Here is a 16,251-nt window from a genome sequence, read left to right on the forward strand (position 1 = left end):
ATCCTCGCCCATCAGCGCAGCACCAGCGCCGCGTGGCCGCGATGCCGATAAACCGAGCCGAAGCGGGCGTCCAGACGCAACCACGCCGGCGATATCCGGACCCGGATCAGCTCGTCGGCGCTGATCGTTTCTGCGGACTGGGGAAGGAAACCCATTGCGGTCAAAGCGAACACACAGCGCATGGGTAGCCCAACGACGACATCGGCCGAGCTGACCTGGATGACCTCCTGATCGAGCAGCGATACCGGCGGACCAGCCGAACTCCCGTGCTCCTTGGCCAGCCGCGCGCCACGGTGCGCCAGGTCCAACATCACCCGGGCCGGTACGTCGTCGAGATAGGTGAAGCCGGACTCCGGCGGCAACCCACCCCGCCACGCGGAGTCCATCGAGTAACCGGGATCGACATAGCCCGAGGCATCCGTTGTGGCCAGACCGTGCGCGAGTGACCGTGCGGCCACCGACAGATCGTCGGGTCGCACCTTGCCGGCCACCACCCGACTGGCCAGCACGTCGAAGCCCGTTGCTACCCAAGCCGATAGCAATCCGGTAGACCGCGCGCGAATACGGATAACGGCGGCATCGTCGAGCCGAAGCGCGTGATCCACGAACGTGGCCAGATCCGCGCGGTGAGCCGGGTCAGGGAGCCACAACCCACGCTCAACCACCCCGCCTATCCCCGAAACCACCGTTGCAGGTACTCGCGATGGTGTGGCGATAGTCGAACCAACCGCTGTTCCTCGATATGGAACGCGGCCAGCTGCGACTCGGCGATGACCGCAGGCCTCGAGTCTGGCTCCGCGTTGACCGACCGCACCTCGTACCCGAGCGTGAAGTCGACCGCCCGCAGCCGCTTGGTCCAGATCGTCACCTGTAGCGGCGAGTCGGACAACCGCAGTTGACCCTTGTAGGTCACCCGGACATCGGCGATCAGCAGCCCGGTGGACGTGATGTCGGCTCCGAAAGCATCCTTAAGAAACGGGACCCGTGCCTCTTCGAGAATCGTGACCATGGTGGCGTGGTTGACGTGCTGATACATGTCGATGTCAGACCAGCGCACCCCCACCGGCGTGACGAACCCGACGCTCACCCCGAGATTCCTCGCCCGCTTGTCCGTGTCATGCGGCGGATCTGCCGCGCGGCGACCGACAACGTCGCCAGATCCTTCTGGCCGCTGGCACGGATGTCGTCGAGTGTCCGACGTGCCCGCGCCACCCGGGAGGCGCTGAGGTGTTCCCACTCGGCGATCTTTTGCTCGCTACTCTCGCCGGGTTCCCCCACGGCCAGCACGTCGAAACACAACGACCGTAGCGCACCGTAAATATCGTCGCGAATCGCCAAGCGCGCCAACGAATGCCAGCGGTCGTGTCGGGGCAGCTGGGATACCGCGGTCAGCAGGCCATCGGTGCCCAGCCGGTCCATCAGGGCGAAATAGGTGTCAGCGACCTCGGCGGCGTCGATGTCGGCGATGTCGGCGATGTCGATGATGTCGAGCAGGCTGTACCGGTACAGGCCGGTCGAGACACGGTAGGCCAAGTCTTCAGGCACACCCTGCGATGCGAATTCCGCAGCTGTCTTTTCGACGATGGCCTTGTCATCACCACGCAACCACTCCGACATGCGCGGTGTCAGTGCCTTGACCATGGCCGCGAATCGGTTGATCTCGGCGCCGACGGCCAAGGGCTGCGGACGGTAGTTGAGCAGCCAGCGTCCGGCACGGTCGATCAGCCGACGGGTGTCCAGCGTCAACCTGTCTGACAGCGCGATTGGCAGGTTCGCCGCACGGATCCGGCGCCAAATGTGACCGACACCGAAGATGGCATCGGTGGCGACATAGGTGCGCACGGCATCGATCGGCGTGACACCAACGTCTTCGGCGATCCGGAACGCATAGGTGATGCCGGCGGTATCCACCAGATCGTTGATCAGCATGGTGGTGACGATCTCGCGGCGCAGCTGGTGGGAACGGATCTCCGGGGTGAACCGTTCGCGCAGCGCCGTCGGGAAATAACGAGGCAACCTGGAAGCGAAGACATCCTGATCCGGTAGTTCGGTGGCTAGCACCTCCTCTTTGAGCCCCAGCTTGACGTGCGCCATCAGCGTGGCGAGTTCGGGCGAGGTGAGCCCGATGCCGGCCTCGGAGCGCCGGGCAATCTCCTTCTCCGACGGCAGCGCTTCCAATTCGCGGTTGACCCCGCGCTCAGCCACCAAATACTTGATCTGCATTGCGTGCACCGGCAGCAGGCTGGCCGCGTTGGCGCGACTGGTGCCCATCAAGTCGTTCTGATCTTCGTTGTCGGCGAGCACCAGTTGCGCTACCTCGTCGGTCATTGACTCGAGCAGCTGTGTGCGTTCGTCGGCTTTGACCGTGCCGGCGCTCACCAGCGAGTCGATCAGGATCTTGATGTTGACCTCGTGGTCCGAGCAGTCCACGCCGGCGGAGTTGTCCAGCGCGTCGGTGTTGATCCGGCCGCCGGACAGATCGAATTCGACACGGCCCAACGCCGTCACTCCGAGATTGCCACCTTCGCCAATGACCTTGGCGCGCACTTGATTCGCGTTGACTCGCACCGGATCGTTGGCGCGATCGCCGACATCAGCATCCGACTCTGACTCGGCCTTGATGTAAGTGCCGATGCCGCCGTTGAACAGCAGGTCCACCGGCGCCCGCAGAATCGCCCGAATAAGGTTGGGCGGGGCCATCTCGGCGGCCCCCCCGTCAACTGAGCCGTCGATGCCGAGGACGGCGCGGACCTGCGCGCTGAGCGGGATGGCTTTCTGTTCGCGGCTGTACACCCCGCCGCCCTCGCTGATCAGAGACCTGTCATAGTCGCTCCAGCTGGACCGGGGCAACTCGAACATCCGCCGGCGTTCGGCCCACGACACCGCGGCATCGGGGTTGGGGTCGAGGAAGATGTGGCGGTGGTCGAAGGCGGCGATCAGCCGGATGTGCTTGCTCAGCAACATGCCGTTGCCGAATACGTCGCCGCTCATGTCGCCGATTCCCACGACGGTGAAATCCTGGGTCTGGGTGTCGATCCCGATCTCTCGGAAATGCCGTTTTACGGCCTCCCAGGCCCCCCGGGCGGTGATGCCCATGGCCTTGTGGTCGTAGCCCACCGATCCGCCCGAGGCGAACGCGTCGCCCAGCCAGAACCCATAGGACTTGGCGACATCGTTGGCGATATCGGAAAAGGTGGCAGTACCTTTGTCGGCGGCCACTACCAAGTAGGCGTCGTCGCCGTCACGTCGCACCACCTCGGGCGGGGGGTTGACGCTTGCGGTCGCATGATCGACGTTGTCGGTGACATCGAGCAACCCGGAGATGAACAGCTGATAGCAGGCGACCCCTTCGGCGCGGGTGGCGTCGCGGTCGGCGGCGGGGTCGCCGGTGGGCAGCGGGGGACGCTTGACCACGAACCCGCCCTTGGCCCCGACCGGCACGATGACGGCGTTCTTCACCGCTTGCGCCTTGACCAATCCGAGAATCTCGGTTCGGAAATCGTCACGGCGGTCCGACCAGCGCAACCCGCCACGCGCAACTGGGCCGAACCTCAGATGCACGCCTTCGACGCGGGGCGAATACACAAAAATCTCGTACCGGGGACGCGGCAGCGGAAGTTCGTCGATCAACTGGGCATTGAGTTTCAGCGCCAATACATCACGGCAGCGGGCCGAACCCTGGCGTGTCACAAAGTAATTGGTGCGCAACGTGGCCTGAACCAACGACGCGAAGGCGCGCAGGATCCGGTCGGTGTCCAGGCTCACCAGCGCGTCGATGTCCGCGGCGACAGCGGCAGCGGCCGCTTGGGCATCGCGATTGCTCGCCGACCCCGACGGCACCGGAACGAAAAGCGCTTCGAACAGATCGACCAAAGACCGAACGGTAGCAGGGTGCTCGTTGAGCACCGATTCAATGTAGGACTGGCTGTACGGGAAGCCCGCCTGGCGCAGGTACTTCGCGTAGGCACGGAGCAGCACGACCTGCTGCCAAGTCAGCCCGGCACGCATCACCAGCTCGTTGAATCGGTCGATTTCGACCCGGCCGTGCCAGATCGCGGTCACCGCCTCGGCGAATCGGTGCGCGGTCGCGGCCCGCTCGGCAACCGTCGGGGCCAACGGGATCGTGGGATGCGGCGAGATCTTGAACTGATAGATCCAGACCGGCAGACCGTCCGGCCGGGTGACGGAGAACGGTCGCTCTTCGAGCACCACGACTCCCATGCTTTGCAGCATCGGCAGCAGCTGGCTCAGCGAAGCGGTGCGCCCACCGAGGAACCAGGTCAACTGGGCGACACCCTGCTCGTCGCGTTCGGAAAACACCAGCTTGACCGAATCGTCGGTCAGCTCCGTGATGACCGCAATGTCGCCAATGGCATCGGCCGGGGTGACGGCCTGTTTGTAGGCCTCGGAGAAGGCGGCAGCGTAATGCATAGCGTCGGCCTGTCCGACGGAGCCAGCCGCCGCCGCCGCGCCGATCAAACGGTCGGCCCAGGTTCGCGCGGCTTCGGTCAGCAGACCCTGGATCCGGATCCGGTTGGCTTCGGAAACGTCCACCGGCGGGGCGGCCGCCCCTTCTCCTGCCACACCCACTTCGGGTAGCCGCACCATGAAATGCATGAGTGCCCAAGGTGATTCACTGACCCGAGCGGTGAACTCCAGTCGTGTTCCCCCGAACTCGCGGACAAGGATGTCCTCGAATTGCATGCGCACGGCGGTGGTGTAGCGATCTCGGGGCATGTAGACCAGGCACGACACGAAGTACTGCAACCGATCCGCGCGCAGGAACAACAACGCCTGCCGTTGCGATCCCAAGTCCACCACGGCCCTGGCCATGGTCAGCAGGCGCTGCGCGCTCAGGGTGAACAGCTCCGGTCGCGGGACGGTCTGGATGACGTCGAGCAGCAATTGGCCTGGGTGGCTGGGATCGCTTTCGGCCATCGCCAGCGCCTCGCGGACCCGGCGCGAGATCGTCGGGATCTCCAGCACGTCCGCATTCATGGCCGCGACGCTGAAGAGCCCGACGAAGCGGTGCTCGACCACGCTGCCGTCGACGTATTCGCGGACCGCGATGGCATAGGGATAGGCGCCGTAACGCAGGTAGCTGCCGACCCGCGCTTGGGCCAACACCAGCAGTTTGTCGTCGTCGGTCAGCCGGGGACGCGAACCGGTGCGGCCCCGCAGGACGCCCATACCGCTTGACCCCTCGCCGTAGACCATCCCGTCAGCCACCCGGCACCGTTGGTAGCCCAGCAGCAGGAAGTTCCCGTCACCCAGCCAACGCAACAGTTCCCCGACGTCTTGTCGGTCGGGCGCGGAAAATCGGCCGCCGGCATTGGATTCGACTTCTCCCGCCAGCTCGCTCAGGGTGGCGATCAGCGCTGTGGCGTCGGTGGCCACCCGCTGGACGTCGGCCAGCACCTTGGGCAGCAACCGCTCCACCTCGGCGAGGCCTTTGTGATCAACGGCGGGCGAGAGCGCTACGTGCATCCAGGCCTCACCCAGGTGCGGCGACGTGCCCTCGGCCTTCGGTTCGATGCGCAGCAGCTCTCCCGTGGGGCTGCGGTGCACGTCGAACACCGGGGTCAGAATCGCCGCGTAGGCGATTCCAAGCCGGTGCAGCAGCACCGTAACGGAATCCATCAGCATGCCGCCGTGCTCGGCGACCACCTGCAGCGCCGGACCGAACCCCGCGGGATCGTCCGCCCGATAGACGGCGACACAGCTTTCACCGGCCGCGCGGTGCCGGCCAAGCCGATAATGTGCGCCCAGCATGGCGGGCGTCAGCAGGGAGGCTGGAAGCCAACTGGCCTCGGCGGCCTTGGTGGCTTCCGACGAGTCGTCGCGCGGTCCTCGATAGCTGTCGATGTAGGCCTTCGAGATCCAGTCAGGAATGTCCGCACTCGCGGTGAACGTGGTCCACGCCTCAACATCCTGCTTAGCCCCGGGATCGATCGTCATGCCGATTGCTCCCAACTCACGACGGGTACCGCTCGATTCAATTTTCCCGCTCCTGGGTGCGGCGTTCCGGACGCATCGTCACGGGGCGTGGGCGAAGCTAACATTAGCCGCGCGTCAGCTTGCGGTGGGTGACCCTATGCGGTCGAGCGGCGTCGACACCGAGCCGTTCCACCTTGTTCTCCTCGTAGGCGCCGAAGTTGCCCTCGAACCAGAACCACTTCGCCTCGTTGTCGTCGTCACCCTCCCACGCCAGGATGTGCGTGCACGTGCGGTCAAGAAACCAGCGATCGTGCGAAATCACCACGGCGCAGCCGGGGAAGTTCAGCAGAGCATTCTCCAGCGAACCCAGAGTCTCGACATCCAGGTCGTTCGTCGGTTCGTCGAGCAGAATCAGGTTGCCGCCCTGTTTGAGCGTCAACGCAAGGTTGAGCCTGTTGCGCTCCCCGCCGGATAGCACACCGGCCGGTTTTTGCTGGTCCGGTCCCTTAAACCCGAATGCCGACACGTAGGCCCGTGACGGCACTTCGGTTTGACCGACCTGGATATAGTCCAGACCGTCCGAGACAACCTCCCAGACGGTCTTCCGCGGATCGATGCCAGCACGGGCCTGGTCCACGTAACTCAGCTTGACGGTCTCGCCGACCTTGACGCTGCCGCTGTCCGGTGTCTCGAGCCCGACGATGGTTTTGAACAGTGTGGTCTTGCCTACCCCGTTGGGCCCAATGACGCCGACGATGCCATTGCGGGGCAAGCTGAACGACAGGTCCTTGATCAGGGCGCGCCCGTCGTAGCCCTTATCGAGGTGGTCGACCTCAACCACCACGTTGCCTAGGCGGGGCCCGACCGGGATCTGAATCTCCTCGAAGTCGAGCTTGCGGGTCTTCTCCGCCTCGGCTGCCATCTCCTCGTAGCGCTGCAGGCGCGCCTTGCTTTTGGCCTGGCGCGCCTTGGCCCCGGACCGGACCCAAGCCAACTCCTCGGTCAACCGCTTTTGCAGCTTCGCGTCCTTGCGGCCTTGCACCGCGAGCCGCTCGGCTTTTTTCTCCAGATAGGTCGAGTAGTTGCCCTCATAGGGGTAGGCGCGGCCACGATCGAGCTCCAGGATCCATTCCGCGACGTTGTCCAGGAAGTAACGGTCGTGGGTGACCGCCAGGATCGCACCGGGGTAGCTGGCCAGATGCTGTTCGAGCCACTGCACACTTTCCGCGTCTAGGTGGTTGGTCGGCTCGTCGAGCAACAACAGGTCGGGTTTGGACAACAGCAGTTTGCACAGCGCCACCCGGCGACGCTCGCCACCGGATAGGTTGGTTACCGGCTCGTCGGCCGGCGGACAGCGCAGCGCATCCATGGCCTGCTCGAGCTGCGCGTCGAGGTCCCACGCGTCGGCGTGGTCCAGTTCCTCTTGCAGCCGACCCATCTCTTCCATCAGCTCGTCGGTGTAGTCGGTGGCCATCAATTCGGCGACCTCGTTGAAGCGGTCGAGCTTGATCTTGATGTCCCCCATGCCCTCTTCCACATTGCCGCGAACGGTCTTGTCCTCGTTCAGCGGCGGTTCCTGTTGCAGGATGCCCACGGTGGCGCCGGTGGCCAGGAAGGCATCGCCGTTGTTCGGCTTGTCCAAACCGGCCATGATCCGCAAGACGCTCGACTTACCGGCCCCGTTGGGGCCGACGACACCGATCTTGGCGCCCGGATAGAAACTCAACGTCACGTCGTCGAGGATCACCTTATCGCCGTGCGCCTTGCGGACCTTCTTCATCGTGTAGATGAACTCAGCCATGCCGCGGTGTTGCCTTTCTGGTCCTTCGGGTTACCTCGCGAACCATCCTAGGCACCGCCGGGGCAGCATCGAGGCGACCCCTAAGCCGATATGGGCAGGGGGTTGTGGCCAGTGATGGCGTCGTCGACCACGACATCGGAAACCGAGTCGGCTGCCGACGCTGGGGCGTCGGCGGCACCGGCCGCCCCGGTCCCCGTGGCGGCCGGGAGATCACCGGCGCTTGGACCGGTGTAGGCCGGCTTTTCGATGCGCACGATCACGCGCGACAAATCCGGCCCTACCGACGTCGCCCGCATCTCCAGCGACGAGCGACGAATGCCGTCCCGGTCCTCATATTCACTGGTGTACACGTGTCCCACCACAATCACCGGTGCGCCCTTGCCCAATGCTGCGCCCACCCCGGTGACCAGCCTTCCCCAGCAATTGACGGTGATAAACAGCGAGTTGCCGGGCTCCCAACCGCCGTCGCTGGTGCGCCGGCGCGAATTGCTGGCCACCCGGAACTTGACGACCTCTTGATCACCGACTTTGCGGCGCTGCAAATCGTTGACGATGTGACCGACCACGGTCAGTGAACCGCCCCGGTGAGTCCGGAGACTCTCTGATCTGAGACCTCAGCCGGCGGCTGGTCTCTGGCGTTGAGCGTAGTAGGCAGCCTCGAGTTCGACCGGCGGGACGTCGCCGCAGTACTGGTAGAGGCGGCGATGGTTGAACCAGTCGACCCAGCGCGCGGTGGCCAACTCGACATCCTCGATGGACCGCCAGGGCTTGCCGGGTTTGATCAGCTCGGTCTTGTATAGGCCGTTGATCGTCTCGGCTAGTGCATTGTCATAGGAGCTTCCGACCGCTCCGACCGACGGTTGGATGCCTGCCTCGGCGAGCCGCTCGCTGAACCGGATCGATGTGTACTGAGATCCCCTATCCGTATGGTGGATAACGTCTTTCAGGTCGAGTACGCCTTCTTGTTGGCGGGTCCAGATGGCTTGCTCGATCGCGTCGAGGACCATGGAGGTGGCCATCGTGGAAGCGACCCGCCAGCCCAGGATCCTGCGAGCGTAGGCGTCGGTGACAAAGGCCACGTAGGCGAACCCTGCCCAGGTCGACACATAGGTGAGGTCTGCTACCCACAGCCGGTTAGGTGCTGGTGGTCCGAAGCGGCGCTGGACGAGATCGGCGGGACGGGCTGTGGCCGGATCAGCGATCGTGGTCCTGCGGGCTTTGCCGCGGGTGGTCCCGGACAGGCCGAGTTTGGTCATCAGCCGTTCGACGGTGCATCTGGCCACCTCGATGCCCTCACGGTTCAGGGTTAGCCACACTTTGCGGGCACCGTAAACACCGTAGTTGGCGGCGTGGACGCGGCTGATGTGCTCCTTGAGTTCGCCATCGCGCAGCTCGCGGCGGCTGGGCTCCCGGTTGATGTGGTCGTAGTAGGTCGATGGGGCGATCGGCACACCCAGCTCGGTCAGCTGTGTGCAGATCGACTCGACACCCCACCGCAAACCATCGGGGCCCTCGCGGTGGCCCTGATGATCGGCGATGAACCGGGTAATTAGCGTGCTGGCCGGTCGAGCTCGGCCGCGAAGAAAGCCGACGCGGTCTTTAAAATCGCGTTCGCCCTTCGCAATTCGGCGTTGTCCCGCCGCAAGCGCTTCAGCTCAGCGGATTCTTCGGTCGTGGTCCCGGGCCGTGCGCCGGCATCGACCTGCGCCTGGCGCACCCACTTACGCACCGTCTCCGCGCAGCCAACACCAAGTAGACGGGCGACCTCACTGATCGCTGCCCACTCCGAATCGTGCTGACCGCGGATCTCTGCGACCATCCGCACCGCCCGCTCACGCAGCTCCGGCGGGTACCTCCTCGATGAACCACCTGACATGACCCCATCCTTTCCAAGAACTGGAGTCTCCGGACATGCCGGGGCGGTTCACAGTGGCGTTTCGAACATTTGCTCATTCCTTTCCTAGTTGCGTTGGCACAGTTGCGTTGGCACCGGGTGATTCCGCGAACTGCCCACGCATATGCCGAGTGCTATTCACCTCGGCCACACCGACATTTGCCGGGATGAGACCGTCGCCGCGCGCAATCCTGTGAATGAAGCGGTAACTGTGGATTAACCAATTAATTGGCCGCTTGGCCTGCAAACCTGGGAACCAGACCGAAACCTCGCTCAGTATTCACAAAACGGTCCAATGGGGCAGGGTGACGGCGATAACATCCCAATGACCGTGATTCTTCGAACCATGGCGACGTACGGGCCACGACAACCTGCCATCGAAGGGGCGACGACAATGAAGACAAGGAACCCACGGACGCTGCTAACCTGGCTGCTCGGCGCGATAGTTACTGGGTTGTACGTGGTTTTCGCTACGGGCTGCCAATTGCAAGCGCCCGCGCCTCCCACTCCGGAAATAGGTTGGTCGGGCCCGCAGGCTCCACTGCCGGCGCCGGATGCGGCGCCAACGCACCTCGGCGTCTAGCCGATCGCGGCGGACAAGTCGCCCGGCACCCAGGGCGAGCAGGGCTTCACGACAGCTAGTGAGCTATAGACGACTTCGTGTTAGCGCCGCTGGCGGGGACGTTGGCGCTGATGGGGATCGAGTTCCTCAGCTGCCCGTGGACAAGAACCGCACCCCGCAGCGAGTCGGCATGGACACTCGCGACGCCGCCACGAGTCTGGCGGTGTACGCCCATTGCGCGCGTCACGCGCCCACTGACCCAGTTCACTGGGGTGCCGTTCGCCGTGCTCGCGGCGGCGCTCACGGCGCTGCATCTGACGGCATGGCGCACCGCATTCGGTTTTTCTGAGCGCTGGGAAAATGGCCAGCCGTCTGGCTCATGGCGTCTACGCAACGCCACGCCCCCAACACGTTCTTAGATTCGGTCGCGTCCTTGACGCGCTTTGAACTCGCAGGCGACGAACTGGTTGCGCGCGATCTGCTCGACATAGTCGAAATCCCGCAGAATGTTTCGTAACTCCCGCCGGAAGGCGACCCTACGTTCGGCGAGGTCGGCCGCCGGCGCTATCAGCTCCTGATCGACGGCGACCTGGCGTGCAGTGGCGAACAGCAGCGTCGATACCGGTTCGCTGCTGCGGACCCGGCCCTGTGCCACAAACTGACGGCCGAGGCCGAGCGCCAGCTCCGTCAACTCCTCAGGACCGATGTCAGGCGGAGCATCGCGCAACACGTCGGCAACGATCTCATAGGCTTCGAAGAAGACCCGCAACATCGCGTCCGACATCAGCGGCCGTTTGGCATACAGCATCGCGTCGATCTCATTGCCCCCGACGCCAAGATGATCCTCCCAGTCTTGGTGCCAGGCCATCTCTTGGGCGATGTTGGCCCGAAACGCCGTGGAATCCGCGAAATAGAAGTCGAACTTCAGCAGATCCCGCAACCGCATCGCCTGGGCCCAGAACGCGGCGACGCGGTCACCTTCGGCGTGCTTGGCATGGGCCAGCGCGAGCTCGACGATCGAGGTCTCCAAAAACGCATGGATCACCGAGTTCCGGTAGAACGCCGCGGCGTGCTCGTCGTCAGGCGCTATGTACCATACCGGCTCCCGGCCACTGTCGACCCGAGTGACCGGGTGGCCGTTGGACAACGCGTCCGCCGCCGCACGGACGCCTTCGCGCGAGCGCAGTCGCAATGCGCTTGTCGAAACCGGCGATTGTTTGCGTTCCAGATAGTCCAGTGAGTCCTGCAACGTGTGGTGCAGCTGGTCGAGCGTCAACGCGGTGCCGCGGGTGGTGAGCAGCAGTGCGGACACCAAACCCGTCGCGGTCACCGGCGTCGCCTGCAAAATCCTCCAGGCCACCTCGAACGACATCTTCTGCAACGCAAGCCGTTTCGCGGCCGGATCCTGGGTCAGCTCGCCGTGCGGTGCGCCGAGGTACTGGCGCATCGAGACCGCTTCGGGGAAGCGAACGTAGATCTTGCCGAAGTTGCGTTCCCCCTGCGCCTTGATGAAGTTGTAGAGCCAGCGCAAACCTTCGGGCGTCTTCTCCGCGCCACGCGCGTAGGCGGCGTATTCGGTGATCTCGTGCAGCTGATCGAAGCAAATCGAAACCCCCTGCAGCAGGATGTCGTCACTGCGGCCGTCCAGGTAAGCATCGGCCACGTAGCTCATCAAACCGAGCTTGGGCGGCAACATCTTTCCGGTGCGCGACCGGGTGCCTTCGATGGACCAGCTCAGGTTGAACCGCTTCTCGACCACGTAGCCCACGTACTCCTTGAGCACGTACTTATACAGTGGGTCGTTGCCGATATTGCGCCGGATGAAGATCATCCCCGAGCGCCGCATGAGGGGTCCCATGAGACCGAACGACAGGTTGATGCCGCCGAACATGTGCACCGGCGGTAACCGGTTGTCCTGCATGGCCACCGGTACCACCACGCCGTCGATGTAGGACCGGTGCGAGAACAGCAGGACCGCCGGATGAGCCTCCAGTGCGGCGCGCATCGCCGCGACCTGATACTCGTCGTAGTCGAATTCCGGATCGAAGCCGCGGCTAGCCAGCCTGCCGAGGACGGAAACCAGGTCTACCGACACCTGGCTCCATCCGGTGGAGAGTTCGTCGAGCATCTTCCCGGCATCTTCGACCGTGGCGCCCGGAATCCGGTCCAGGCCGGCACGAAATCGTGCGGACGCCAACATCTCCGGCTTCACCAGCCGGGGAGATTTGTATTGCGGTCCAAGGATCCGATATTCGGCGCGCGCCAGCGCCAACAGCGCTCGGCGGCTGACGAACTGGGCGAAATCGCGCTTGTGCTCTGCCACCGTGGTATCGCGCCACTGCTGGCGCAGTTCGGACACCTTGGCCGACTCGCCGGCCACCACCCGCGCGCGCCTGGGATCGGTACGCAGGATGCGACGCTGCTGACGCTGGCTGGGATGGTAGGGATCCCGACCCGGGAGCAGTGCGGCCACCTTGCCCGCCCGGCTGCGATCGGCGGGAGGCAGCCAGATCACCCGAACCGGCACGATAGAACGGTCCTCGCCAGATTGCGGGCTGGATGCGAAGCCGGGCTCGAGCTGCTCGACCAGTGCCGTCAGCGCCGCCGGCGGAGCGTTGCGCGGTGGCAGCTTCAATATGTCGAACTTCGAGTCCGGATGGCGTGCACGCTGCTGGCCCAGCCAGCCCATGATCAGCTCCATCTCGACCGGCGTCGCCGTGGAAGCCAGCACCAGTGTGTCCTCGGCAGTAAGCACCGCGCTGGCATCGGCCGCCGGTTTGGTCACGACCGTCCTTTGGCGCTAGAGCTTGGCGATGCGGAGGCCTCACCATCCTTGCCAGCGATCTTAGATTCGCTGGGTTTGGCCTTCGGCGATGCCTTCTTTGTAGCCGCCTTCGTCGCGGCCGCGCCTTTATTGGCGGCGCTTTTGGCGGGAGCCTTCTTAGCCGGCACCCTTTTCGCGGTGGCCTTGGCGACCTGAGCCCTGGCTTTTCTGGCGGCCTTCTGCTCGGCGTACAGATCGACCGCGGGCAACCCATCGACCGGCCAGTCCGCCAGCGTGTCCAGATACAGCTGGCGCACCTCGGCGATACGATCCGGCAGGGCGTCCAGGGTCCAGTCATCGACCGGAATCGGCGGAAACACCGCGACGTCGACCGTGCCCGGATTGATCGTGGTGGAGTTGCGCGAGGCGACGATCTCCGCATTGCGGATCACGATCGGCACGATCGGGATCTTCGCGGCCATGGCGATACGGAAGGGCCCCTTCTTGAATGACCCGACTTCGGTGGTATCCAACCGGGTACCTTCGGGAGCGATCACGATCGATAGTCCATTGCGGGCGCGCTCCTCAACCGTGTGCAGTGTCTCCACCGCGGCGACCGGATCATCACGGTCGATGAACACACCGTCCAGCAACTTCCCCAGCGTGCCCATGATCGGGTCGCTCGCCAGTTCCTTCTTGCCCACCCCAACCCAGTTGTCGCGCACCAGCGCACCGGCAATGACCGGGTCAACCTGGTTGCGGTGGTTGAAGATAAAGACGGCGGGCCGCTGGGCGGTCAGATTCTCTTTTCCGATCACATTCAGGTGCACGCCGCTGGTCGCCAGCAGCAGCTGAGAGAAGGTGGAGGTAAAGAAATTCACGCCGCGGCGCCGGCTACCGGTCAGCACACCGATCCCTACCGCGCCGGCCGCGACCGGGACGATGGTGCTCAGACCGGCAAGTGTCCGCAACTGCCGCCGGATGCCCACACCGCCGCGACTGTTGAACTTCAAGATCGGCCAGCCCCGTCGCTTGGCGACCGCGGCCATCTTTCCTTCCGGATTGGTCGGTCGCGGATTGCCCACCAGATACATCAGGGCGACGTCCTCGTCACCGTCGGCATAGAAGTAACTGTCTTTGAGATCGATGTCGTGCTCGGCCGCAAAGCGTTGCACCGCAGTGGCTTTGCCCGGACACCACAAAATTGGCTTCAGCACACCCCCGGTGAGTATCCCGTCCTCGTTGGTCTCGAACTTGTTGGTGAGCATGTTGTTGATCCCCAGAAAACGTGCGACTGGGCCAACTTGGATGGTCAGCGCCGACGAGCTGAGGACCACGGTGTGGCCGCGGGCCACGTGAGCCCGGACCAGTTCCCGCATTTCCGGGTAGATCCGGGACTCGATCCGCTGGGCGAATAGCCGCTCGCCGATTTCTTCCAGGTCGGTCAAGAGCCGCCCGGCCAGCGCCGCGGCGGCCTTTCCGATAAGGTCTTCGAACTCGATTCGCCCGAGCGTGTGATTCAGGCCGGCCTGAACCATACCGAGCAGCTCGCCCACGCCCATATCGCGGCGCCGCAGCCTCTCCTGGGTGAGGATGACGGCCGTGAAGCCGGCGACCAGCGTGCCGTCCAGGTCGAAAAACGCACCGACCTTCGGGCCGGCAGGACTGGCCAGAATCTCGGCTACCGAACCGGGTAGGCGCAAATCCGGCGCCGACTTCCGCGTCGCCCGCTCTTCCCCCTGCTCGTCAGCGGCGCTCATGAGCCCGACACCGATCGAGGCACTGAACCGGCTCCTTGAGTATCGAACGACGCCGGCAGCACACGCGGTGCCGGACCACCGGCCAGCGCAAGGATTTCGTCGAAACCCGCCTGCAGGCATTGAGCGAACAACTCGTCGTTTCGCACCGACGCCCTGTCGTAGCGCACCGTGACGGTGCACCACCCGCCCCGGGAAATTAGCACTACCATCATCGCCACACCGGGCAACGGTCCAATACCGTACTGCCGCAGTATCTTCGCGCCGGCAAGGTAGGTATCCCCTGGGTAGACCGGAACATTGCTGGCTTGCACATCGGAACCGATCACCGAACCGGTGATCCCCTCCAGCACGGCCGTCGGCAAGACACTCAGCACCGGTGCAATGGAACCGATGATGTTCATCGCGGGCTCGTCGCGACGCTGGGTCATCTGCGCCCGGATCTTCTTCATCCGAGCCACCGGATCGATAGTGCCCACCGGCGCCGCCAGGTTGACACCGGTGAACTGGTTGCCGCCGGCCGCATCGCCCTCGGCCCGCAGGTTGACCGGCACCGCCATCGGCAGCGTGCTGATCGGCACGCCCAGGGCCTCGTGGTAGCGGCGCAGCGCGCCACACAGACCCGCAAGGTAGGCGTCGTTGATCGACCCGCCGCCGGCCTTTGCGGCCTTGTGCAGGTCGGCGAGCCGGATGTCGATGGCCTCGGTACGGGTGGTCAGGCTGCGCCGGCGCAGTAGGGGTGAGGGTTCAGCAGCTCGGTTCAGCACCCGGATGCCCGACCTGGCGTAGCCCAAGATCCCCGACACGGTGGACACCGGTTCCAGAACAGCCCGCCCGGCCATCGATACCGCCCCGGACAGCGCGTCCAGGACACCGCCGACGACAGCAATTGGCAGGTGGTTGATGCCCCGGCGCATCAGGTCATTGGGGGACAGATCCTCCGGAATGGGTTGCGGCGGCGTCGACCTAGGTGGTGGATCGCGCTCGAGGTCATAGATCTGCGCGAACATCTCCACGCCGCCGACACCGTCGGTGACCGCATGGCTGACGTGCAGCAGCATCGCCGCTCTGCCGTCAGCCATACCCTCCACCAGGGTGGCCGTCCACAGCGGGCGCGATATGTCCAGCGGCGACTGCAGAATCACCTCGGCGAGATCGAGCACTTCGCGCAACGTGGCGGGTCCGGACACACGCACCCGACGCACATGGAAGTCCAGATTGAAGTCCGGATCCACCACCCAGCGCGGGGCCGCGGTCGGCAAGGTCGGCACCACCACCTTCTGCCGCAGCCGCAACACCCGTCGCGAGGCGTTTTCGAATCGGGTCCGGAAGCGATCCCAGTCCGGCGTGCCGTCCAGCAGTTCCAGCGCCATGATCCCCGAACGAGTCCGCGGATTTGCCTCGCCCCGATGCATCAAATAGTCGACCGGCCCAAGCTCGTCGGACAACCTGGGGGACTCGCCGGACTCAGCCATGGCCACGACCCCGCGCGGGTTGGGCAACTCGACGCACAAACTCTGTCACCGCCGATCAGAC

General features: G+C 64.6%; 9 protein-coding genes and 4 other annotated features. All 9 genes read right to left on the minus strand.

Going from position 1 to position 16,251, the window contains the following annotated elements; all coding sequences use genetic code 11:
* Window positions 1-11: 11 nt before the first annotated feature.
* Entirely contained in the window at window positions 12-665 is a 654-nt protein-coding gene (locus Rv2474c) for a hypothetical protein (protein ID NP_216990.1), read from the minus strand.
* Between the two features lie 5 nt (window positions 666-670).
* The gene (locus tag Rv2475c) at window positions 671-1,087 is read right to left on the minus strand and encodes a hypothetical protein (RefSeq protein NP_216991.1); all 417 of its coding nucleotides are present in this window, start codon (window positions 1,085-1,087) and stop codon (window positions 671-673) included.
* Window positions 1,084-5,958, minus strand: coding sequence for an NAD-dependent glutamate dehydrogenase (gene gdh / locus Rv2476c; protein NP_216992.1), 4,875 nt, complete (start codon window positions 5,956-5,958; stop codon window positions 1,084-1,086). The genes Rv2475c and gdh overlap by 4 nt, the downstream gene beginning before the upstream one ends.
* 103 nt (window positions 5,959-6,061) lie before the next feature.
* Window positions 6,062-7,738 carry a macrolide ABC transporter ATP-binding protein gene (locus Rv2477c; RefSeq protein NP_216993.1) on the minus strand — a complete coding sequence of 559 codons (1,677 nt, stop codon included), beginning with the start codon at window positions 7,736-7,738 and terminating at the stop codon, window positions 6,062-6,064.
* Between the two features lie 80 nt (window positions 7,739-7,818).
* Window positions 7,819-8,304 carry a hypothetical protein gene (locus Rv2478c; RefSeq protein ID NP_216994.1) on the minus strand — a complete coding sequence of 162 codons (486 nt, stop codon included), beginning with the start codon at window positions 8,302-8,304 and terminating at the stop codon, window positions 7,819-7,821.
* A 5-nt stretch (window positions 8,305-8,309) separates the two neighbouring features.
* Window positions 8,310-8,338: a repeat region (29 bp Inverted repeat at the left end of IS6110,GTGAACCGCCCCGGTGAGTCCGGAGACTC), on the plus strand.
* Window positions 8,310-9,666 (minus strand) — a mobile genetic element (IS6110-9, len: 1357 nt. Insertion sequence IS6110.). Its footprint overlaps the feature before it by 29 nt.
* Window positions 8,353-9,288: a sequence feature (similar to insertion sequence element IS986/IS6110 transposase; Probable transposase for IS6110. Identical to many other M. tuberculosis IS6110 transposase subunits. The transposase described here may be made by a frame shifting mechanism during translation, the sequence UUUUAAAG maybe responsible for such a frameshifting event (see McAdam et al., 1990).), on the minus strand. Its footprint overlaps the feature before it by 936 nt.
* Window positions 9,638-9,666, minus strand: a repeat region (29 bp Inverted repeat at the right end of IS6110,GTGAACCGCCCCGGCATGTCCGGAGACTC).
* Window positions 9,667-10,270: 604 nt before the next feature.
* Complete coding sequence (locus Rv2481c; RefSeq protein NP_216997.1) at window positions 10,271-10,594, minus strand: hypothetical protein; 324 nt, start codon at window positions 10,592-10,594, stop codon at window positions 10,271-10,273.
* A gap of 15 nt (window positions 10,595-10,609) precedes the next feature.
* Complete coding sequence (plsB2, locus tag Rv2482c) at window positions 10,610-12,979, minus strand: glycerol-3-phosphate acyltransferase (protein NP_216998.1); 2,370 nt, start codon at window positions 12,977-12,979, stop codon at window positions 10,610-10,612.
* The gene (plsC, locus tag Rv2483c; RefSeq protein NP_216999.1) at window positions 12,976-14,718 is read right to left on the minus strand and encodes a bifunctional L-3-phosphoserine phosphatase/1-acyl-sn-glycerol-3-phosphate acyltransferase; all 1,743 of its coding nucleotides are present in this window, start codon (window positions 14,716-14,718) and stop codon (window positions 12,976-12,978) included. Before plsC ends, plsB2 begins: the two co-directional genes overlap by 4 nt.
* Window positions 14,715-16,190 (minus strand): diacyglycerol O-acyltransferase, encoded by a 1,476-nt coding sequence (locus Rv2484c; protein NP_217000.1) that lies wholly within the window; start codon window positions 16,188-16,190, stop codon window positions 14,715-14,717. The genes plsC and Rv2484c overlap by 4 nt, the downstream gene beginning before the upstream one ends.
* Window positions 16,191-16,251: the final 61 nt, after the last annotated feature.

Origin of the sequence: Mycobacterium tuberculosis H37Rv (assembly GCF_000195955.2) — a bacterium.
GTDB lineage: Bacteria > Actinomycetota > Actinomycetes > Mycobacteriales > Mycobacteriaceae > Mycobacterium > Mycobacterium tuberculosis.